At 59.8% G+C, this 18,866-nt stretch carries 23 protein-coding genes; 11 read left to right on the top strand and 12 right to left on the bottom strand.

Features of this window, described 5'->3' with window-relative positions; all coding sequences use genetic code 11:
• Positions 1–1,499 (bottom strand): DNA gyrase/topoisomerase IV subunit B (locus tag ACTG4B_RS13765; protein WP_439156278.1); only part of this gene is annotated, 1,499 nt, incomplete at its 3' end.
• A 119-nt stretch (positions 1,500–1,618) separates the two neighbouring features.
• On the opposite strand from ACTG4B_RS13765, the gene ACTG4B_RS13770 reads away from it, so the two are divergent.
• The 3 genes from ACTG4B_RS13770 to ACTG4B_RS13780 all read left to right on the top strand — a co-directional run bounded on the left by ACTG4B_RS13770 (position 1,619) and on the right by ACTG4B_RS13780 (position 4,906).
• Positions 1,619–2,575 (top strand): D-2-hydroxyacid dehydrogenase family protein, encoded by a 957-nt coding sequence (locus ACTG4B_RS13770; protein ID WP_439156279.1) that lies wholly within the window; start codon positions 1,619–1,621, stop codon positions 2,573–2,575.
• Positions 2,576–2,587: 12 nt separating this feature from the next.
• Positions 2,588–3,472 carry an NAD-dependent epimerase/dehydratase family protein gene (locus tag ACTG4B_RS13775; RefSeq protein ID WP_439156280.1) on the top strand — a complete coding sequence of 295 codons (885 nt, stop codon included), beginning with the start codon at positions 2,588–2,590 and terminating at the stop codon, positions 3,470–3,472.
• 72 nt (positions 3,473–3,544) lie between these two features.
• Positions 3,545–4,906: an MATE family efflux transporter gene (locus ACTG4B_RS13780; RefSeq protein ID WP_439156281.1), complete on the top strand. Its 1,362-nt coding sequence runs from the start codon at positions 3,545–3,547 to the stop codon at positions 4,904–4,906.
• Between the two features lie 34 nt (positions 4,907–4,940).
• Here ACTG4B_RS13780 and ACTG4B_RS13785 read toward each other — a convergent pair whose 3' ends face one another.
• The 5 genes from ACTG4B_RS13785 to lgt all read right to left on the bottom strand — a co-directional run bounded on the left by ACTG4B_RS13785 (position 4,941) and on the right by lgt (position 9,021).
• Complete coding sequence (locus ACTG4B_RS13785) at positions 4,941–5,579, bottom strand: Hint domain-containing protein (RefSeq protein WP_439156282.1); 639 nt, start codon at positions 5,577–5,579, stop codon at positions 4,941–4,943.
• Between the two features lie 359 nt (positions 5,580–5,938).
• Entirely contained in the window at positions 5,939–6,100 is a 162-nt protein-coding gene (locus tag ACTG4B_RS13790) for a hypothetical protein (RefSeq protein WP_439156283.1), read from the bottom strand.
• Positions 6,101–6,335: 235 nt separating this feature from the next.
• Positions 6,336–7,091 (bottom strand): peptidoglycan editing factor PgeF, encoded by a 756-nt coding sequence (gene pgeF / locus ACTG4B_RS13795; RefSeq protein WP_439156284.1) that lies wholly within the window; start codon positions 7,089–7,091, stop codon positions 6,336–6,338.
• Positions 7,088–8,146 (bottom strand): class I SAM-dependent methyltransferase, encoded by a 1,059-nt coding sequence (locus ACTG4B_RS13800; RefSeq protein WP_439156285.1) that lies wholly within the window; start codon positions 8,144–8,146, stop codon positions 7,088–7,090. Before ACTG4B_RS13800 ends, pgeF begins: the two co-directional genes overlap by 4 nt.
• Entirely contained in the window at positions 8,143–9,021 is an 879-nt protein-coding gene (lgt, locus tag ACTG4B_RS13805; protein ID WP_439156286.1) for a prolipoprotein diacylglyceryl transferase, read from the bottom strand. The genes ACTG4B_RS13800 and lgt overlap by 4 nt, the downstream gene beginning before the upstream one ends.
• Before the next feature lie 105 nt (positions 9,022–9,126).
• On the opposite strand from lgt, the gene ACTG4B_RS13810 reads away from it, so the two are divergent.
• Entirely contained in the window at positions 9,127–9,372 is a 246-nt protein-coding gene (locus tag ACTG4B_RS13810) for an accessory factor UbiK family protein (protein ID WP_439156287.1), read from the top strand.
• Positions 9,373–9,417: 45 nt separating this feature from the next.
• Here the strand turns inward: ACTG4B_RS13810 and ACTG4B_RS13815 are convergent, their stop codons facing one another.
• Positions 9,418–10,449 (bottom strand): M42 family metallopeptidase, encoded by a 1,032-nt coding sequence (locus ACTG4B_RS13815; protein ID WP_439156288.1) that lies wholly within the window; start codon positions 10,447–10,449, stop codon positions 9,418–9,420.
• Between the two features lie 231 nt (positions 10,450–10,680).
• Here ACTG4B_RS13815 and ACTG4B_RS13820 point away from each other — a divergent pair, with 231 nt between their 5' ends.
• The 4 genes from ACTG4B_RS13820 (at position 10,681) to ACTG4B_RS13835 (ending at position 13,352) form a co-directional block, all read left to right on the top strand.
• Entirely contained in the window at positions 10,681–11,184 is a 504-nt protein-coding gene (locus tag ACTG4B_RS13820; protein ID WP_439156289.1) for a YbjN domain-containing protein, read from the top strand.
• Between the two features lie 77 nt (positions 11,185–11,261).
• A complete protein-coding gene (gene proC / locus ACTG4B_RS13825) occupies positions 11,262–12,077 on the top strand; it encodes a pyrroline-5-carboxylate reductase (RefSeq protein WP_439156290.1) in 816 nt (271 codons plus the stop codon).
• Positions 12,070–12,408 (top strand): tRNA-binding protein, encoded by a 339-nt coding sequence (locus ACTG4B_RS13830; protein ID WP_439156291.1) that lies wholly within the window; start codon positions 12,070–12,072, stop codon positions 12,406–12,408. Before proC ends, ACTG4B_RS13830 begins: the two co-directional genes overlap by 8 nt.
• Entirely contained in the window at positions 12,405–13,352 is a 948-nt protein-coding gene (locus tag ACTG4B_RS13835; RefSeq protein WP_439156292.1) for a 2-hydroxyacid dehydrogenase, read from the top strand. Before ACTG4B_RS13830 ends, ACTG4B_RS13835 begins: the two co-directional genes overlap by 4 nt.
• A 65-nt stretch (positions 13,353–13,417) precedes the next feature.
• Here ACTG4B_RS13835 and ACTG4B_RS13840 read toward each other — a convergent pair whose 3' ends face one another.
• Together ACTG4B_RS13840 and ACTG4B_RS13845 are read right to left on the bottom strand one after the other, a co-directional pair.
• Positions 13,418–13,825, bottom strand: coding sequence for a hypothetical protein (locus ACTG4B_RS13840; protein WP_439156293.1), 408 nt, complete (start codon positions 13,823–13,825; stop codon positions 13,418–13,420).
• Positions 13,826–13,828: 3 nt separating this feature from the next.
• Positions 13,829–15,031 carry a pyridoxal phosphate-dependent aminotransferase gene (locus ACTG4B_RS13845; protein WP_439156294.1) on the bottom strand — a complete coding sequence of 401 codons (1,203 nt, stop codon included), beginning with the start codon at positions 15,029–15,031 and terminating at the stop codon, positions 13,829–13,831.
• An 80-nt stretch (positions 15,032–15,111) separates the two neighbouring features.
• Here ACTG4B_RS13845 and ACTG4B_RS13850 point away from each other — a divergent pair, with 80 nt between their 5' ends.
• The 3 genes from ACTG4B_RS13850 to ACTG4B_RS13860 all read left to right on the top strand — a co-directional run bounded on the left by ACTG4B_RS13850 (position 15,112) and on the right by ACTG4B_RS13860 (position 16,388).
• Entirely contained in the window at positions 15,112–15,504 is a 393-nt protein-coding gene (locus ACTG4B_RS13850; protein WP_439156295.1) for a helix-turn-helix domain-containing protein, read from the top strand.
• Positions 15,501–15,773: a succinate dehydrogenase assembly factor 2 gene (locus ACTG4B_RS13855; protein WP_439156296.1), complete on the top strand. Its 273-nt coding sequence runs from the start codon at positions 15,501–15,503 to the stop codon at positions 15,771–15,773. Before ACTG4B_RS13850 ends, ACTG4B_RS13855 begins: the two co-directional genes overlap by 4 nt.
• Positions 15,774–15,866: 93 nt before the next feature.
• Positions 15,867–16,388 carry a MarR family winged helix-turn-helix transcriptional regulator gene (locus ACTG4B_RS13860; RefSeq protein ID WP_439156297.1) on the top strand — a complete coding sequence of 174 codons (522 nt, stop codon included), beginning with the start codon at positions 15,867–15,869 and terminating at the stop codon, positions 16,386–16,388.
• Here ACTG4B_RS13860 and ACTG4B_RS13865 read toward each other — a convergent pair.
• The 3 genes from ACTG4B_RS13865 to ACTG4B_RS13875 are packed head-to-tail and all read right to left on the bottom strand — an operon-like array spanning position 16,382 to position 18,248.
• Complete coding sequence (locus tag ACTG4B_RS13865) at positions 16,382–17,125, bottom strand: DUF1194 domain-containing protein (RefSeq protein WP_439156298.1); 744 nt, start codon at positions 17,123–17,125, stop codon at positions 16,382–16,384. The two genes, ACTG4B_RS13860 and ACTG4B_RS13865, sit on opposite strands and share 7 nt — an antisense overlap.
• Entirely contained in the window at positions 17,122–17,853 is a 732-nt protein-coding gene (locus ACTG4B_RS13870) for a DUF1194 domain-containing protein (RefSeq protein WP_439156299.1), read from the bottom strand. Before ACTG4B_RS13870 ends, ACTG4B_RS13865 begins: the two co-directional genes overlap by 4 nt.
• A complete protein-coding gene (locus tag ACTG4B_RS13875) occupies positions 17,820–18,248 on the bottom strand; it encodes a VOC family protein (protein WP_439156300.1) in 429 nt (142 codons plus the stop codon). The genes ACTG4B_RS13870 and ACTG4B_RS13875 overlap by 34 nt, the downstream gene beginning before the upstream one ends.
• Positions 18,249–18,866: the final 618 nt, after the last annotated feature.

Raw genomic sequence — 18,866 nt, forward strand, 5'->3', positions numbered from 1 at the left:
TCGACGTTGAATTTCGTGCCCATGCCGACGCCCAAAGCCTCGCAGAGGTCGTTGATTTCGGCGTTCGTGGTCAGCTTGTTCGAGGCCGCCCCCAACACGTTCAGGATTTTCCCCTTGAGCGGCAAAAGCGCTTGATTGACGCGGTTGCGCGCGCCCTTGCCCGACCCGCCCGCGCTGTCGCCTTCGACGATGAACAGCTCTGTCCCCGCGCGGTCCTTGGACGTGCAGTCGGTCAGTTTGCCGGGCAAGCGCAGTTTCTTGGTGGCGGACTTGCGGGCGGTTTCCTTTTCCTGACGACGGCGCAGGCGTTCCTCGGCCCGCAGCACCAGAAAATCAAGGATCGCCCCGGCCGATTTCGTATCCGCCGCCAACCAGTTGTCGAAATGGTCACGCACCGCACCTTCGGTCATTTTTGCGGCGATTTCGGATGAAAGCCGATCCTTGGTCTGGCCCACGAACGCGGGGTCGCGGATGAAACAGGATACCAGCGCGCAGCCGCCTGACATCAGATCCTCGCGGGTGATCTGCGCGGCCTTCTTGTTGCCCGACAATTCACCGTAGGCCTTGATGCCTTTCAGGATCGCGGCCCAGAAACCGGCGACATGGGTGCCGCCCTCGGGGGTGGGGACGGTGTTGCAGTAGGATTGCAGGAACCCGTCGCGCGCGGGCGTCCAGTTGATGGCCCATTCGACCTTGCCGGGTTCGTTGAATTTTTCCGAAAAATCGACGGTGCCCGCAAACGGCTTGTCGGCATAGGTGCTGGCACTGCCCAGCGTTTCGCGCAGATAATCCGCCAGCCCGCCGGGAAAGTGGAACGTCGCCTCGGTCGGGGTTTCGCGGTCGTCAATCTCGGACTTCCAGCGGATTTCGACGCCGGAAAACAGATAGGCCTTGGACCGGATGGAGTTGAACAGCCGCGCCGGTTTGAACCGCTGCGCGCCAAAGATTTCGGGGTCGGCGTGGAACGTCACGGTGGTGCCGCGCCGGTTCTGCGTGGGGCCGAGTTTCTGGATCGGACCCAAGGGGATGCCGCGCGAAAACCGCTGTTCATAAAGTTCCTTGTTCCGTGCGACCTGCACGACCATGCTGTCGGACAGGGCGTTGACGACCGATGCGCCGACCCCGTGCAACCCGCCGGACGTCTGATAGGCCTTGCCGGAAAACTTGCCGCCTGCATGCAGGGTGCACAGGATCACCTCTAGCGCGGATTTTTCGGGGAATTTGGGGTGCGGGTCGATCGGGATGCCGCGGCCGTTGTCCTTGATCGTGACAGAGTAATCGGCGTGCAGCTCCACCTCGATCCGGTTGGCGTGGCCGGCGACGGCCTCGTCCATGGAATTGTCCAGCACCTCGGCCACCAGATGATGCAGGGCGCGTTCGTCGGTGCCGCCGATATACATGCCGGGGCGCTTGCGGACGGGTTCCAGCCCTTCCAGCACCTCGATGCTGCTGGCGTTGTAATCATCGGGGTTGGCCCCGGAAAGGAGGTCATCGGCCATGGGTACTGCTCTTTTCATTGGTTTGCACCATATTGGCAGGGTGGCGGGGCAGGGGCAATCGCCCTGTTGCCTTTCAGTTCCCAAAGTCGTTTCTTACTGATGAAGTCGGAGGGGCGCAGATGAAAATTGCCGTGTTGGATGATTACGCCGGGGCGGCATTGCGGCTGGCGGATTGGGACGGACTGGATGTGACTGTGTTTGACGACACGATCACGGATCATGATGCGCTTGTGGTGCGGCTGGCGCCGTTCGATGTGGTCTGTCTGATGCGCGAACGCACGCCGATGCCAGCTGCGCTGATCGCGGCGCTGCCGCAGTTGCGGCTGATCGTCACGACAGGGCCAAGGAACGCCGCGATTGATCTGGATGCGGCGCGGGCGGCCAGTGTCACCGTGTGTGGCACGCCCAGCCGCAAGACCACCACATCGGAACTGGCCGTGCTGATGATGCTGGCGCTGAACCGCCGCTTGCTGCCAGAGGTGGCCGCGCTGCATGGCGATGCCGGTTGGCAGGTGGGACTGGGCCGCGATGTGGCCGGGCTGACGCTGGGGCTGATCGGGCTGGGCAATATCGGGGCGCAGATGGCCGTGCTGGTCCGCGCGCTGGGGATGGACATTTGCGCATGGTCGCAAAACCTGACCGATGCGCGCGCCGCCGAAGTGGGGGTAACCCGCATGGATACGCTGGCAGATCTGATGGCCGCTTCGGATGTCACAAGCGTGCATCTGGTGTTGTCGGATCGCAGCAGGGGGCTGCTGGATGCCACCGCCTTTGCTGCGGCCAAACCGGGGCAGGTATTCATCAACACCTCGCGCGGGCCAATCGTGGATACGCAGGCCCTGTTGGCGGGATTGCGTGCGGGCCGGCCGGCAATGGCGGGCCTTGATGTGTTCGACGTGGAACCATTGCCCGCCGATGATCCGCTGCGCGATACGGGTCTGATTGCGTCCGGTCAACTGTTGCTGACCCCGCATCTGGGCTATACGACCGAGGCAACATTTACCCTGTTTTATCGCGAAACGGTTGCGGCGATCCATGCCTGGGCCGCAGGCAGCCCGATCCGCGTCTTGACCTGAAGGAGCATGATCATGCGTATTTTCTTTACCGGTGGCAGTGGCAAGGCGGGCAAACATGCGATCCGCCATTTGCAGGCGCAGGGGCATACGGTCGTGAATGCCGATCTGGTGGCGTCGGGGCTGGATGTGTCAGAGTTGCTGATTGATCTGACCGATTTCGGACAAGTCATCGGCGCAATGTCGCAGTTCACCGATTTCCACGAGTTGGACGCAGGCACCGGCGTGCCCAAATTCGACGCGATCGTGCATTTCGCCGCCGTGCCGCGCGTGATGATCGGCACCGATGGCGAATGTTTTCGCATCAACACGCTGTCCACCTATAACGTGATCGAGGCGGCGGTTAAGCTGGGCATCCCCAAGGTCATCTTTGCCAGTTCCGAAACCACCTATGGCGTCTGTTTCGCCGAGGGCGAGGTGAAACCCGAATATGTGCCCGTGGACGAGGATCACCCGACCGTGCCGCACGACAGCTATGCCATGTCCAAGGTCTGCAACGAGGCGACAGCGCGGTCATTTCAGGCACGCACCGGCGCCGATATCTATGGGCTGCGGATCAACAACGTGATCGAACCGCATGAATACGCAGAAAACTTTCCCGCATTCATCGCCGATCCCGCGACGCGGCGGCGCAATATCTTTGCCTATATCGACGCACGCGATCTGGGGCATATGGTCGATTGCTGCCTGAAGACCGATGGTCTGGGCTATCAGGTGTTCAACGTGTCCAATGACGATATGTCGGTCGGCATCACATCCGATGCGGTGATCGCGCAGTTCTATCAGGGCGTCGAGGTCCGTCGCGAGATGGGCGCCAATGAAACCATGTATGCCAATGACAAGGCCAAGCGGATGGTCGGTTTTACGCCGCAACATTCGTGGCGGGATGTTCTGGGGTAAACATCGTCGGGGATGTGGCGGGGCGCGTAATCTCTCTGGACGGAATTGCCGATCCAGCCTAGTGGATGGGTCATGCAACCCATGCTGACATATCGCGCCCATGCGGGGGCCATTCTGCGGCTGGGAATGCCGCTGATCCTCAGCAATCTGGCCCAATTCGCGATCCATATCACCGACACCGTGATGTTGGGGTGGTATGATGTTCGGGCATTGGCCGCAGCAACCATCGCGACGACGCTGTTTTTCGTGATATTCATCGTCGGTGCCGGGTTTGCCCAGGCTGTCACGCCCATGGTTGCCGCCGCCGCCGAGGATGACGACGAGGTGCAGGTGCGCCGCGTGACCCGCATGGGGCTATGGCTGTCGATCATCTACGGGCTGGTCGTCACGATCCCGTTTTTCTGGGCCGAGGCGATCTTGCTGGCGATCGGGCAGGACCCGGAGGTCGCTGCCATGGCCGATATCTATCTGCAGATCGTGATCTGGCAGATGATCCCGGCGCTGATCGTGATGACGTTGAAATCCTTTCTGGCAGCGCTGGAACATACCGCCGTGATCCTGTGGGCCACGATCGGGACAGCACTGCTGAACGTCTTGGTCAACTATGCGCTTATCTTTGGCAATCTGGGCGCGCCGGAAATGGGGATCAGGGGGGCGGCGATTGCATCGCTGATCGTTACGATTGTCACGGTGCTGTGGCTGTCGATCTATATCGTGCGCAGACTGCCCCAATATGAATTGTTCAAGAATTTCTGGCGCAGCGACGCGGAAATCATGGGGCGCGTGTTCCGCCTTGGCTGGCCGATCGGGCTGACGTCGCTGGCCGAAGGCGGATTGTTCAGCGCCAGCGCCATCATGGTCGGCTGGATCGGGCCGATTGCACTGGCCGCGCACGGTATCGCGATCCAACTGGCCAGTCTGACATTCATGGTGCATATCGGGTTCAGTCAGGCGGCGACCGTGCGTGCAGGGCGCGCGCTGGGCCGCCGGGACGAGCCGCTTTTACGCCGGGGCGGGATCGTTGCGATTGGCCTGTCGGCGCTGTTTGCGCTGGTCACATCGGCCGTATTCCTGACCGTTCCGGAATTTCTGGTCGCGCTTTTCATTGACCCCTCCGAGCCGGAGCGCGCGACATTGCTTCAGGTGGGCGCCACCCTTGTCATGATCGCGGCGCTGTTTCAGGTGGTGGATGCGGCACAGGTCATGGTGCTGGGCCTTTTGCGCGGCGTGCAGGATACCACGGTGCCGATGATCATGGCGACCTTCAGCTATTGGATCGTGGGGATGCCTGCCAGCTATGTGCTGGCGTTCTGGTTCGGGCTGGGCGCGGTTGGCCTTTGGCTGGGGCTGGTGATCGGGCTGAGCGTTGCGGCGGTGCTGCTGATGGCGCGGTTCTGGGGGCGATCGGTGTATATCGCCCCCTCTGCTGCCTGACGCCGTGTGTGACCCTGGCGTGTCCCGAAAAGGTTCAGCGGTCTTCCAGCAGTTCCAGATCACGTAGACGCAACCGGGGATGGCGCATCGTGCCAAAATCATCCAGACTTGTCTTGTGGGGGAAAAGCGACAGATATTGCGTCAGCGTGTCGCCGCGCAAGCCATGGGAAAAGGCGGTTCCGGGATGCAGGCTTTCGATTTCGATTCCGTTGACTGAAATGTTTTGGTGCCGCGCAAACCCCAGTTGATACACATTGACCGGGCCTGCCGGCCGCAGTGAAATGATCTGCGCCCCATCGACAAAATCCCGTGCAGGAATAAAGGCCGCGTCACTGCCCGTCAGTGCGCGCACGCCGCTTGCCCTGTGAAACAGTCGGGCGGTTGGCCCCAGCACCAGATCAGGTGATGGCCGGCCCAGCCCGAGGGTGTCGGCCATGATCCTGATCAGGGTGCCGGTTTCGGAACGCGTAGTGGGGTCGTCAGGGCGCAACAACATGGTGCCGCGCCAAAGCAGCGTATCATATCGTCCGTCGGCAAGGCGAATGCTGTCACCCGGCACCAGATCTTCGACAGCGACGGGGCCATTCCTGGTTTGCAGGACAGCACCATGCCCCAGAGCGGCAAATGCATCTTCGAATACCGGGATCGCCGGGGCAACCCTTGTGATATCCATGACCTGCCCTGATGCGGTCAGATAGGCGATGTCGTATTTGCGTTGCCGGGGTGTGCTGCGGTCCGGATTGTCGGACCATCGATTGGGTCTGGTTTGCGGGTCCGGTTGGCGAACGTAAGACTGGGAATCGTGTGCAGGTAAACTCATTAAATTAGCCTATTGGTTTTCACATTGCGCGCCGAAACTGGCATCCCCCCGCAAGGGGAACAGACGCAGCAAGACGCTGCTGCGTCAGTGACGACAGGGTTTTCGTGTTAATGACGGTGCTGCGGCGGATGCCGCGCCCGTCGCTTGACCTGTCGTCGTGGCTGCGTCCGATCAAATCGTTTTGACGGGTCGCAGGCTTGGGGTGGCGGGTATCAGGCCAGACGCGATTTCTGGCGGGTGTCGCTGCTTGCCTCTTCGCGGGCAGACTGGCGTCGTGCGATCATGGATTGCCGGGCCGCCCCGCGTTCCCATGGCATCGGTGTGTCACAGGCCGCAACAGCAGTTTCCAGGGATTTTTGCCAACGATCTTTCATGTCACGCCCTCTTGTCCAGTTCTGTCCCGTTCAAGGTCGGGATGCTACGAACATGCGCGCGCAAACTGGCAAGACTTTGACGTCAACGTGGAAAGTTCAGCAAAGGCCGAAATTGCACAGATGGAAAATAATGCTTTGATATATATAGTAAAAAAACATCTCTGCGGTCGCAAGACATGAACCTTGCTTTAACGTCGGCCGTATATGGCTGCGCGCTGCCTTAATGCTGCCCCGATTACAGACGGATCGCCGCAATCAACCGGCCATAGTCTGCCTCTTTGTTGTGAACAGAGCGGCGATAGCTGTAAAACTGCGCCGAACGGTCGTAGGTGCAGTGGCGTGTCCAGCTTGCCTGTCCGACACCGCAATGGCGCAGCTGTTGCAGACCAAAGCCAGGTAAATCGAAATGCAACCGATCCCCCCGGCCCTGGACAAAGAACCGGCCAAAATGCGGATCGACGGCAAGAAAGCGGTCCATGAATTCCGGCCCGACCTCGTAATTGCGCTGGCTGATGGATGGCCCGATCACCGCGGCAATATTCGCACGGGTCGCCCCCAGTTCCTCCATCTTGCGCACTGTTGCCTCCAGCACACCGTCAAGCGCCCCTTTCCAACCTGCGTGGGCGGCCCCGACAACACCTGCACGGGCGTCGGCAAATAGCACGGGTTGGCAATCGGCGGTCAGAACGGAAATGGCCACACCGGGGGTTGCCGTGACAAGGCCGTCAGCCTTGACCGGGCGGATCAGCGGCCCGTCGACAGCGACCGCATCTGCGGAATGAACCTGGTGGACACTGACCAGACGGTCTGCCGGAACATCAAGCGCCGCAGCGACCCGTTCGCGGTTGATACTGACGATATCATGCTGGTCAGAGCTGCCGTAGCCGCAGTTCAGCCCCTTGAATACCCCAGAAGATGCCCCGCCCGCGCGGGTGAAAAACCCGTGTGGCGTGTCCGAAAGGGCGGGGTCTGTGATAATCTCGAGCGTCATGGTTCCAGTCCGGGGGGCGGGGTTGCCGTTGCAGGATAGATACCGATTACCTTGAACAAGTCACCCATTTCTGCCGGGTGGGTCAAGCGCCGATGTGCGGTAATGTGGTTTTCCAATGGTTCGTCCGTCAATGTGCGGGCCAAAGCCTGCGCCCTTGGCGTGATGCCCAGCCGTTCCAGAAACACACCTTGCGGGGTCAGGCGCGTGAAGCTCGCGGGGGTCGCGGCGGCTGCAATGGCGGCAAAATCCACATGCGCGGTCAGGTCGGCCTGGCCGGGGGCGGCCAGCGGATCGGCGTATGTGTGACCGGCCAGTGCCTGCAACGTATCGCCAAGTGATTGCCAGTCACCATAGTCGATGAACAGCGCGGCACCGCCCCGGGCGCTGATCCGCTGCCCGATATCCTGCACGATGCCGGGCAAGGCAGGGCAATGTTCAACCAGATCGCCGTCTTGCGTGTCGGCCAGCCGGTCTTCCAGCAGGGCAAGCGGGGCCGGTGCGGACAGCCCGATAGTCAATGCGTCACCGTCCAGCCCGACCATCCGTTCGCGCCAGCCCATCCCGTCGCGGACAAATTGCCGGATCGGCAGCGCATCAAGGAATTCATTGGCGATCAGGAAAAGGGGCGCATCAGGAAGCGTATCGACGCGGTCATGCCACTGCGCATCGGGAACGGCTTGCGCCTGTGCCGCACGCAACACCGGCGATGTTTCGACAAAATGCACGCGCAGTGCTGTGTGAAACCCCGGCACGCCCCGGGTCGCGCGTAGGGCGTCGGCCATCAATGTGCCACGTCCGGGGCCAAGCTCGGCCAGCGTGATACGTGCGGGTTTACCTTGATCCAACCAGCTTTGCGCGAGTGCGAGCCCGATCAGTTCACCGAACATCTGGCTGATTTCGGGTGCCGTGATGAAATCGCCCGTTTGCCCCAGCGGGTCCCGCGTGGCGTAATAGCCGTGTGCCGGGTGCATCAGGCAATCAGCCATGTAATCGGCGATGCTGATCGGCCCGCTGCGCGCGATCCGCGCCTTTATCAGTTTTGCCAGCGCCGTCATCTGCGCCGGGCAAACAGGATCACGGTGATCCCGACGATAATCATCGGCAGCGTCAAAAGCTGCCCCATGGTCAGCCCGTAGCCGCCAAAATGCAGCGCCAGCCCCAGTTCATTCCCCACGCTTTGAAACTGCGCATCGGGCTGGCGGACGAATTCCACCAGAAAGCGGGCCAGCCCGTAGCCTGCAAAGAACACCCCCGACAGCAGCCATGGCTTTTTTAACGCGCCAAACCGAAATGCCAGCACGATCAGGACCGCGCCAAGCAACAGCCCCTCCAACCCTGCCTCATAGAGTTGCGAGGGGTGCCGGGCGCAGGGCGCCAACGCGGTGGCACAGCTTTGCGCCGCAGCCCCCGGAAAGATGACCGCCCATGGCAGGTCGGTCGGCCGACCCCATAGTTCCGCATTGATGAAGTTCGCGCAGCGCACCAACAATAAGGCAGGCGTCGCCGAGACCGCGATGATATCGGCCAATGCGGGCAGGCGCACCTTGTGGCGTCGGCTGAACAGGTAAACGCCGATCACAACGCCCAGAAAACCACCATGAAACGACAGCCCGCCTTCCCAGATCTTGATGATGTCGAGCGGGTTGGCAAGGTATTCAGCCGGTTTGTAAAACAGCACATAGCCCAGCCGCCCGCCGCCGATCACGCCGATCACGATATAGGTCAGCAGATCATCAAGTTGCGATATCTGCATCGGCGGGCCATCCCGCCACAGGTTCGGACGGCGCAAGGCGGCCTTGATGATCTGCCAGCCCAGTGCAATGCCCACGATATAGGCCATCGCATACCAGCGCAGGGCAATGGTCTGGCCAAAGATCGTGAATGACACGATCTCGGGCGTGATATCGGGAAAGGGAATGGCAGCCAGCATGCGCTATTCCTTGTCCGGCGCTGCGACGAAGTCAACCAGCCTTGTCGGGTTGTGCGCTTTGCCGGTTCGGCCCATATAGAATGTCAGACGCGATTGGAGAATGCGATGCAAAGCAGAAACAAGATGTTCGACGACCTCAGCCAGTTGATGACCAACGCCATGGGTGTTGCGCAAGGCGCCAAGGACGAGGCGAACACCGCGATGAAATCCATGATGGACCGCTGGCTGGCGGACCGCGATTTCGTCACCCGCGAAGAATTTGACGCGGTGCGCGCGATGGCGCAGAAAGCCCGCGAAGAAAACGCGGCGTTGGCTGCAAGGATTGCAGCACTGGAAGCCAGCCAGAAATAAGCGCGCAGGGCGCAGGAATTTCTTGTAGAAATTCCTGCTGCCCGCTCAGAATTCCGACAGGTAGGCTACCAGAATATCCAATGCGGCCTGCAAATCGCCTTTTTCGGCCATCTCGGTTACGGTATGGATATACCGCGTGCCAACGACGATTCCCACGGCACGCGCGCCCGCCGCCGCCTGTTGCGCTGCGGCCCCGTCTTGGCCGCCCGCCGCAAGCATCGTGCGTTGGAACGGAATTTTCTTTTTCTTTGCCAGCGCTTCGATCTCGGCCACAAGCGCCTTGTCGGCAATAAATGAACTGTCGCGCACATGCAGACCGAACCCCTTGCCCTGCTCGGTGGTCTTGTCCTTTTCGGGCACGCCGGGGGTGTCGCAGGCCAGTGTTACGTCGATCCCCAGCCCGATATCGGGCTTGATCGCATAGGCCGCGGTGCGGGCCCCCCGCAGGCCGACTTCCTCCTGACAGGTAAATGCCACGTGAATTTCGGCACCGCGCCCTTTCTTGCCTAGCTTGCGGATCGCCTCGATCCCCAGCCAGCAGGCGATGCGGTTGTCCAGCGCCTTGGAGACGACTTTGTCGCCCATCTCCAGGAATGGTTCATCCATCACGACGAAATCGCCGACCTGCACAACGTCATGCGCCTTTTCGCCCATCCCCAGATCGACGAAAAATTCGCTGACCTCGGGCACTTTCTTGCGGTCTTCGGGTGATGAGATATGCACCGGCTTGCCGCCGGGGTTCATCACCCCCTTGAAATCGCCCTGATCGGTGCAGACCAGCACGCGGCGTGAAAACAGGTTGCGCGGGTCAAACCCGCCCACGGGCTGCACGTAAATAAAACCTTCCTTGGAGATATGGCTGACCAGAAACCCGATTTCGTCCATATGGCACAGCAACATGATGCGCGGCGCGTCCTTTTCGCTGGCGTTGCGGCGGCACAGCATCGACCCCATCGGATCGGTCGTGATCTCATCGAACAGCCCTTTGGTCTCGGCCGTGATCAAATCGCGCACGCGGTGTTCATGGCCCGGCACGCCGGGGGTTTCGCACAGCCGTCTGAGAAGGTCGGTGTTCATGGAATGCTCCTTTGTTTTGCTGCAATCTGTCGACTTGCCCGGCAGAAGGCAATTATCCCCATGAATTTTCTGCGACAGCGCGCTTATCCACAAGAAATTGCTTTACAGATGGCTGCTCTGTCCTGCACCATATGTCGTAGGGGACAAACGTGAACAACACCGCCCCTAGAGCAGGCACCTAGCGCTTGGGGCACTGCCATGATCCAGGCGCCAAACAGTGAGGCCGAATAAATGGCATTGTCCGAGCAATACCTTGAATCTGATGACCTTCACCCGATTGATCTGGTGGAACACATCGCAGAGCACCACGATTGGGAATTCGACCGTATCCACGACGACCAGATTGCAATGGCGGTCGAGGGCCAATGGCGGACGTATTCAATTACTTTGGCGTGGTCGGCCTTTGACGAAACCCTGCGGTTGATCTGCACATATGAAATGGAACCCCCTGAACATCGTATTCCGGCGCTTTATGAAACGCTGAACACGATCAATGACCGGTGCTGGGCGGGGTCGTTCACTTGGTGGCAGGAACAGCAGATGATGGTCTATCGCTATGGGCTGATCATGGCGGGCGATCAGATGGTTGGCCCCGATCAGATCGACACGATGATCAGTGCGGCCGTCAGCGCGTGCGAACAGTATTACCCGGCAATTCAGCTGGTAACATGGGCCGAACGCACCCCGGCCGAAGCCGTGCAGGTGGCCATTGGCGGGGCCTTCGGGCGCGCTTGAAAATACTGATATAAGATGGGTTTAAACCCGTCTTGGCTTTGCGTAATCTCCTGTCAGTTAGTCAGGAGAAATTGTAAATGGATATGAATGATGTTGCCAAGCGCGGGCTTGTGCTTTTGGGCTGCGGCAAGATGGGCTCGGCCATGCTGGCGGGGTGGTTGCGCAATGGTCTGCCGCCGCAATCCGTCTGGGTGATCGATCCGCATCCGTCTGACTGGCTAAAGCAGCAGGGTGTTCATATCGGTGCCGAGACACCTGAAAACCCGGCGATCGCGCTGATCGCGGTCAAACCGCAGATGATGAAAGACGCCCTGCCGGATTTAAGATCGCTGGGCAATGGCAGCACCCTGGTGATTTCGGTCGCCGCAGGAACGCCGATCGCCACGTTCGAGTCGATGCTGGGCGATCAGACCCCGATTATCCGCGCAATGCCCAATACCCCTGCGGCCATCGGGCGTGGCATTACCGCATTGATCGGCAATGCCCGCACAGATGAGGATGACCTCGATCTGGCCGAGGCGCTGCTGTGGTCCATAGGGCAGACTGTCCGGCTGGAACATGAATCCCAGATGGATGCGGTCACGGCCGTATCCGGATCGGGCCCGGCCTATGTGTTTCATCTGATCGAAGCGCTGGCCGCTGCAGGTGTAGCCGAAGGCCTGCCTGAGGACATGGCGATGACCCTTGCCAAGGCCACCGTGGGCGGTGCGGGCGATCTGGCTGAAAACGCGGATGAGGACCCGCGCCAATTGCGCGTGAATGTCACGTCGCCCAACGGCACGACACAGGCCGCATTAGAGGTGTTGATGAACCCCGAAAATGGTTTCCCTGCCTTGCTGCGTCGCGCTGTCGCCGCCGCCGCCAACCGTTCGCGGGAGCTGTCGCGTGAGTGAGATTTCCTTTGACGATTTCCTGAAGGTCGATGTGCGGGTCGGCACGGTCATACGCGCCGAACCCTATCCCGAGGCGCGCAGGCACGCGATCAAGCTCTGGATCGATTTCGGCGGCGAGATCGGTGAGAAAAAGACATCGGCCCAGATCACCGCCCATTATGCGCCGGATGCGCTGGTCGGCCGTCAGGTGCTGGCGGTTGTCAACTTTCCGCCCCGCCAGATCGGCAAGTTCATGTCCGAAGTTCTGGTGCTGGGGATGCCGGATGAGGCTGGCGAAATTGTTCTGGTCGGTCCCGATCAACCCGTGCCGAACGGAGGACGGCTGCATTGAAGAAACTGCTGATCACCCGCCGCTTGCCCGATGCCAATCTGGCGGCCGCCCGCGCCCGCTATGACGTGACCCTGCGCGAGGCAGACCGTGGCCTGACCCCGCAAGAGGCCGCCGCAGCGCTGTGCGACTATGATGCGATCCTGCCGACCTTGGGCGATCAGTTCATGGCAGATGCGTTCAAGGGCGACGTCCGCTGCGGCGTGTTGGCCAATTTCGGGGTTGGCTATAACCATATCGACGTGAGGGCGGCCAAAGCGGCCGGTGTCGCCGTGTCCAACACGCCCGATGTCGTGACGGATGCCACCGCAGATATCGGCTTGACCCTGATCCTGTCCACCTGCCGCCGTGCGGGCGAAGGTGAGCGTCTGGTGCGGGCGGGCGCATGGACTGGCTGGCACCCGACACAGATGCTGGGCACCCATGTGACTGGCAAAACGGTTGGGATCGTCGGCATGGGCCGGATCGGGCAGGCCGTAGCGCGGCGTTGTCACTTTGGCTTTGACATGCCTGTGATCTACTACAACCGGTCGCCAAAGGATGTAGATGTTCCCGCCCGTCAGGTTGATACGCTGGATGCGCTGATGCGCCAGGCCGACATCATCGTGGTGACGGTGCCGGGCGGCGGGTCGAACACCCATCTGATCGACGCCGCAGCACTGGCGGCGATGAAGCCGACCGGCATTTTCGTCAATATCGCGCGCGGCGATGTGGTGGATGAAGCCGCGCTGATTTCCGCGCTTCAATCCGGCCAGATTGCCGGGGCCGGGCTGGATGTGTTCGAACGTGAACCTTTGGTCCCCGAGGCCCTGCGCGCGATGGAAAACGTGGTGGTCCTGCCGCATCTGGGCACCGCCGCGCTGGAAATCCGCGAGGCGATGGGACAGATGGCGCTGGACAATATCATCGCCTGGGACAAAGGCCACCCGCTGCCGCAAGCGGTCTGAGCTGGCGGTGCAGTGCCGCTATAGTGATTAAGGATAAAGTCGAAACGCAATAGGGGCGCGACGTTTCAGCGGTCGTTTTTTGTCACCATACGGTCCGCCTTTTTGCGCACCAGGACGCTGCGCAGGTCGTGCATGGCCAGCAAAAGCGGGTCGGTAATGTCATCCAGTTCGGCATCGCTTGCCTTTGACTGCGCCCATTGGGCGGTCAGGTTCAGGTGGTCGATCGCGCGGTGGATGTCGTCCAGCGTGCGCTGTTTGAGCACCTTGGCGCGGGCTGAAAGCCAGTCTTCGATGGCCGCAATATCCGCGTCGGTCAGGATGCGGTCGCCTTGCGGCTTGAAATCACCGCGGTTGGTGTTGACGACCGCGATATGTTCCATCTCGATCCGGCGATGGCGGTTTTCGCTGTCCACCCGAAAAACAGCTGCCCCGGTGTCGCGGATGCGAAAATAGTATTCGGGCAGGTCAGGCATCTGTCAGGTCAGACCCTGGCAGAAATTCTGGATGCGGGTACAGGCCTCTTTCAATGCCGCGTCAGAGGTTGCATAGCTGACGCGGAAATTGGGTGACAAGCCAAAGGCCGCACCGAAAACTACGGCAACGCCGGTTTCATCCAGCAGGGCGGTGGCAAAGGTTTCATCGTTGTCGATCAGGGTGCCGCCCGCCGATGTCTTGCCGATGCAATCCGCGATTGATGGGTAGACATAGAAAGCGCCCTCGGGTTTGGGGCAGACCACACCTGGCGCCGCGTTCAGCATTTCCACGACCAGATCGCGCCGCCGTTCAAAGATCGCGTTGTTTGAGGCCAGGAAATCCTGTGGGCCGTTCAAGGCCTCGACCGCCGCGTATTGGCTGATCGAACAGGGGTTGGACGTGGATTGGGACTGCACCTTGCGCATCGCGCGGATCAGCGGTTCTGGTCCGGCCGCATAGCCAATCCGCCAGCCGGTCATCGCATAGGCCTTGGACACGCCATTGACTGTCAGCGTCCGGTCATGAAGCCCCGGTTCGACCTGCGCAGGTGTGCAGAACTTGAAATCGTCATAAGCCAGATGTTCATACATATCGTCGGTCAGCACCCAGACATGAGGGTGGCGCATCAGCACGTCGGTCAGCGCGCGCAGCTCTTCCCAGCTATAACCAGCGCCTGTGGGGTTCGAAGGCGAGTTGAACAGGAACCATTTCGTGCGCGGCGTGATCGAGGCCTCCAACTGGGCGGCGGTGATCTTGAAATTCGCCTCCAGCGTGGCTGCGACGGTGACGGGTTCACCACCTGCAAGCAAGACCATATCAGGGTAGCTGACCCAATAGGGGGCGGGGATGATGACCTCATCCCCCGGATTAAGGGTGGCCATGAAGGCATTATACAGCACCTGCTTGCCGCCTGTGCCGATCGTGACCTGTACCGGTTCATAATCCAGCCCGTTGTCACGTTTGAATTTGGCGCAGATCGCCCGTTTCAGTTCGGGGATGCCATCGACGGCGGTGTATTTCGTTTTGCCGGTCTTGATGGCAGCGATTCCCGCGTCCTTGATATTCTGCGGCGTGTCGAAATCGGGCTCGCCGGCGCCAAGGCCGATCACGTCGCGCCCGGCGGCTTTCAATTCGGCTGCTTTGGTCGTGACGGCGATGGTCGGCGACGGTTTGACGCGGTCGAGTGTCGCGGAAAGGAAGGTCATGTCGGGCATCCGGTGGCATTGTGGGTATGTCTATGACATAAAACTCTCAACATGCAGATGGCAAGCGACAAGGATATGAAATGACGGATGATGCGGGCTGGTTCAGTGAAGACGCGGCGACCTTTGGCGACCGGCTTGCGGCCGCACGCGAACAGGCCGGAATGACGCAGGCGGCGCTTGCGGGCAAACTGGGCGTCAAGACAGGGACGATCGCGGCGTGGGAAAATGACTTGAAAGAGCCGCGCGCCAATCGGTTGCAGATGTTGTCCGGGATGTTGGGTGTGTCGCTTAGCTGGTTGTTGACAGGCGAAGGCGACGGGCCGGAAGCGCCCGAAGATATACAGCCCTTGACGTCGGATCTGGTTGATCTTCTTGCAGAAATGCGCGGGCTGCGAACCCAGATCGCGATGTCTGCGGAAAAGCTTGCGCAGTTGGAAAAACGCCTGCGCGCAAACTTGCAGAGCAACACATGACCGAAACCCGCGAAGCCATGATCAAGCGGATGCGGATGCGGTCGATGCGCCGCGGCATCAAGGAAATGGACCTTATCCTGTCCGCTTTTTCAAACGGGCATCTGGCCGAAATGTCGGACGATGGACTGGCGCTTTATGACGCGCTCCTTGCCGAAAACGATCATGATATCTATGGCTGGATTGGCGGTCAGTTCGTGGTGCCCGACCGCTATGCCATTCTGATAGACAAGATTGCGCAGGGTGCAAACGGCGTGACCCGCCCGGCCTGACCAAAGTGTAAAACCTGTCAAATTTTATCGTTTAACTGAATTTTCTTTGTTTCGTCCTATTCCTTGCTGCGGGAACACGACGGAGACAATGATATGACACTTCATACGGACCTTCACCGGCCCGGCAACGGTTGTCTGTCGGCGGTGCGCAGCGCGGCCTTCATGGCATCTTACCTGGACGCACTGACCCTGGTTGAGCGGCTTCACCGGTTGTTGCTGGATGTGATCAAGGATGAATTCGAACGGGTTGGCCTGTTGGAAATCAATGCGGTGCAGGCCCTGCTGCTGTTCAACGTCGGCGACAATGAGGTGACGGCAGGCGAATTGAAAAGCCGGGGGTATTACCAAGGCTCGAATGTGTCATACAACCTGAAGAAACTCGTCGATATGGGGTATATGCACCACCAGCGGAGCGAAATCGACCGCCGTTCCGTGCGTGTGCGCCTGACCGAAAAGGGGCGGGGTGTCCGCGATATGGTGGCGCGGTTGTTCGCAACCCATGCCGACGGCCTGGTCGAGCGGGGTGTGCTGAACCAGGCAGGTATCGAAGACATTACCGCTGCCCTGCGCCGCGTCGAACGCTATTGGACTGAACAGATCCGCTATATCTATTGAGGGGGCGTGCGGGCCGGTTCTGATACTGTGCCGCTGCCCGCCTGTCCGATCGCCATGCTTTGCAGTTCGCGTAGTAGCTTGCGTTCCATCGCTACGGCATAATCGGCAAAACTATGCGCCGTTTCAACAAAGGCATCCGGCCCGCGCAGCACGTAATTGCTGTAATATGCCGACAGATCCTTGATGGTTTCAAAAGCGGCATCGCTGCCTGCCCGAACATCAGAGCCGATGACCAGACCATTGACCGTTACGCCGCCGGGCATCAGGCTATCCCCGATGTCCTGCGGGCGTGGGCCGGTATTTGCAGGACCGTCGCCGGACAGATCAAGCGTGCGTTTCCAGCAGTCGTTCTGCCCCTCCAAAAGGTTGAAGCCTGCCAACAAGGCAGATCCAATGGCTGTTGTCAGCGTGGCCTTGGGCCGCTGGTGGTTGCGCAAGGTCGCAGTAGCGTTTGCCAGATCGGCTGGTGTGGACAAGTCTGTCCACGGCAGAATGATGTGCTGATCCTCGGGCCCGCTCCATTCATACACGCTGATGCGGACCGGGGCGGCAGACTGGGCAAACAGCACGTCCTGCACCGCAGGGCTGTTCATTGCCGTGGCCAGCCCGTCAAGTTGCTGGCGGTATTCGTCCGCATCGACAGAACCGGAAATATCAAGCCCCAGCGCCAGCGCATGACGGCAGGCCGCCTCTGCCGCAGACCCAAGCAGCGCAAGCAGGACAGCCAGCCGAATCATCCGCTGCCATCCTTGGGCGGGGCCGCCTGGCCAATCACCTGCGCGGATAATTCGCGGACCAGCTTGCGGCGCATTGCGGTTTCGTAATCTTCGAACCCGTTTGCAATTTCAAGAAACGCACCCGGGCCGCGGATCACCTGATCGCGGTAAAAAGGGATCAGGTCGGTCTCGGCCTCGAACTCGGCAGCGTTCACGACAAGCCCGTTCACGGTGACATTTGCAAAAGGAAAGGCGTTATATGCATCTGCCGGGCCAAAGCCATCATTGTTTACGCCGTCACCGGCCATATCGACAGTCCGGAACAAGCAGGCAGGTCCATTCTGCAACCGGATCGCAGCATGCCCAAGCGCGTGACCCATCGCGGTCGGAAAATCATTGTGGCTGCGTTTGCTGGTGGCGATGGTTTCGGCAACGGCCAAAAGGTCTGCGGGGGTTTCGATCAACACCCAGCTGGTCAGGTCGTTTTGGTTGTAGCGCCCGCTCCATTCAAAGACGGCCAACGCAACGGGATCGGGGCTGGCAAAAAACGCCGCTTGTACGTCGGGCGCGATCAACGCCGCGGCAAGCCCGCCCCGCTGCAACGTATCTTCGGTCGCATTGACTGACGAGGACACATCAATCGCCAGAACCAGTGCCAATCGGCACGCGTCGGCGGGACCGGCCAAAAGATAAGACCCGGCAAGAACGGCCGCCCTTACCAATGTCCGGTATTTTCCATGCTGGCCCATGGTTCGGCGGGCGGCAGGTTTGTGCCTGTCTGCAACAATTCAATCGATATATTATCGGGAGAGCGCACGAAAGCCATATGCCCATCGCGCGGCGGGCGATTGATCGTTACGCCATTATCCATCAGGTGCTGGCAAGTGTCATAGATATTATCCACAGCATAGGCCAGATGCCCGAAATGCCGACTGTCATCAGGCAGGGCATCATCGCCGTCCCAGTTATAGGTCAACTCTATCGGGCATTCTTCCTGTCCCGGGGGGGCCATAAAGACCAATGTGAACCGGCCGCCGTCGTTGTCATGGCGGCGCGTTTCCCTGAGGCCTAGCAATTCGTAAAAAGCCATGGATTTTTCCAGATCTTTCACACGGACCATCGTGTGCAGGTACTTCAAAGGCATAGCGTTACTCCGGTGTCGGTTGACGTTCATGGAAAACCTAGCCTGCATTTGCGCGCAGTAAAACGCGAAATACGTAATTTGATCTGCAGCGATCCGGATCATCACCGTTTATCGTGCGAAACGCCGCATATCCTGTGCCATGGGCAAGATACCGGGGGCATCAGTTCAAAAATGGTGACGTCCGTCGGCAAGCGGTGGTTTATCTGTGCAATGTGCACGATTTGAGCCGACAGAAGCCGTGGATTGGTTCTGACAGTCGCCGGTTGCACAGGCGGGGCGGCAGGTGATGCAAAGCGAAAACAGGGATGATACAGCGTATCCCAGATGAGTGGACAGAACAGCCACCCAATAAAATACCGACAAATATTTTCGGAAAACCAATGGCAGTCCCTAGGGCTGCCAGCAAAGTCATGCATTGAACGGCAAATGATATGATTTATCGTTTGTAATCATATATTTTCTCCAAATTTTAGTTGCAGGTTGCTGCATGATTCTGTATTGAATTGCACAAATGATGGTGGGTTTTATGGTGGGATGATGCCGATAAAAGCAAAGCAACTTTCGGCATTGGAGGTCCGCCGACTTAACTCACCGGGAATGCATAATGTTGGCGAGGTT

The organism is Yoonia sp., assembly GCF_965660735.1.
GTDB lineage: Bacteria > Pseudomonadota > Alphaproteobacteria > Rhodobacterales > Rhodobacteraceae > Yoonia.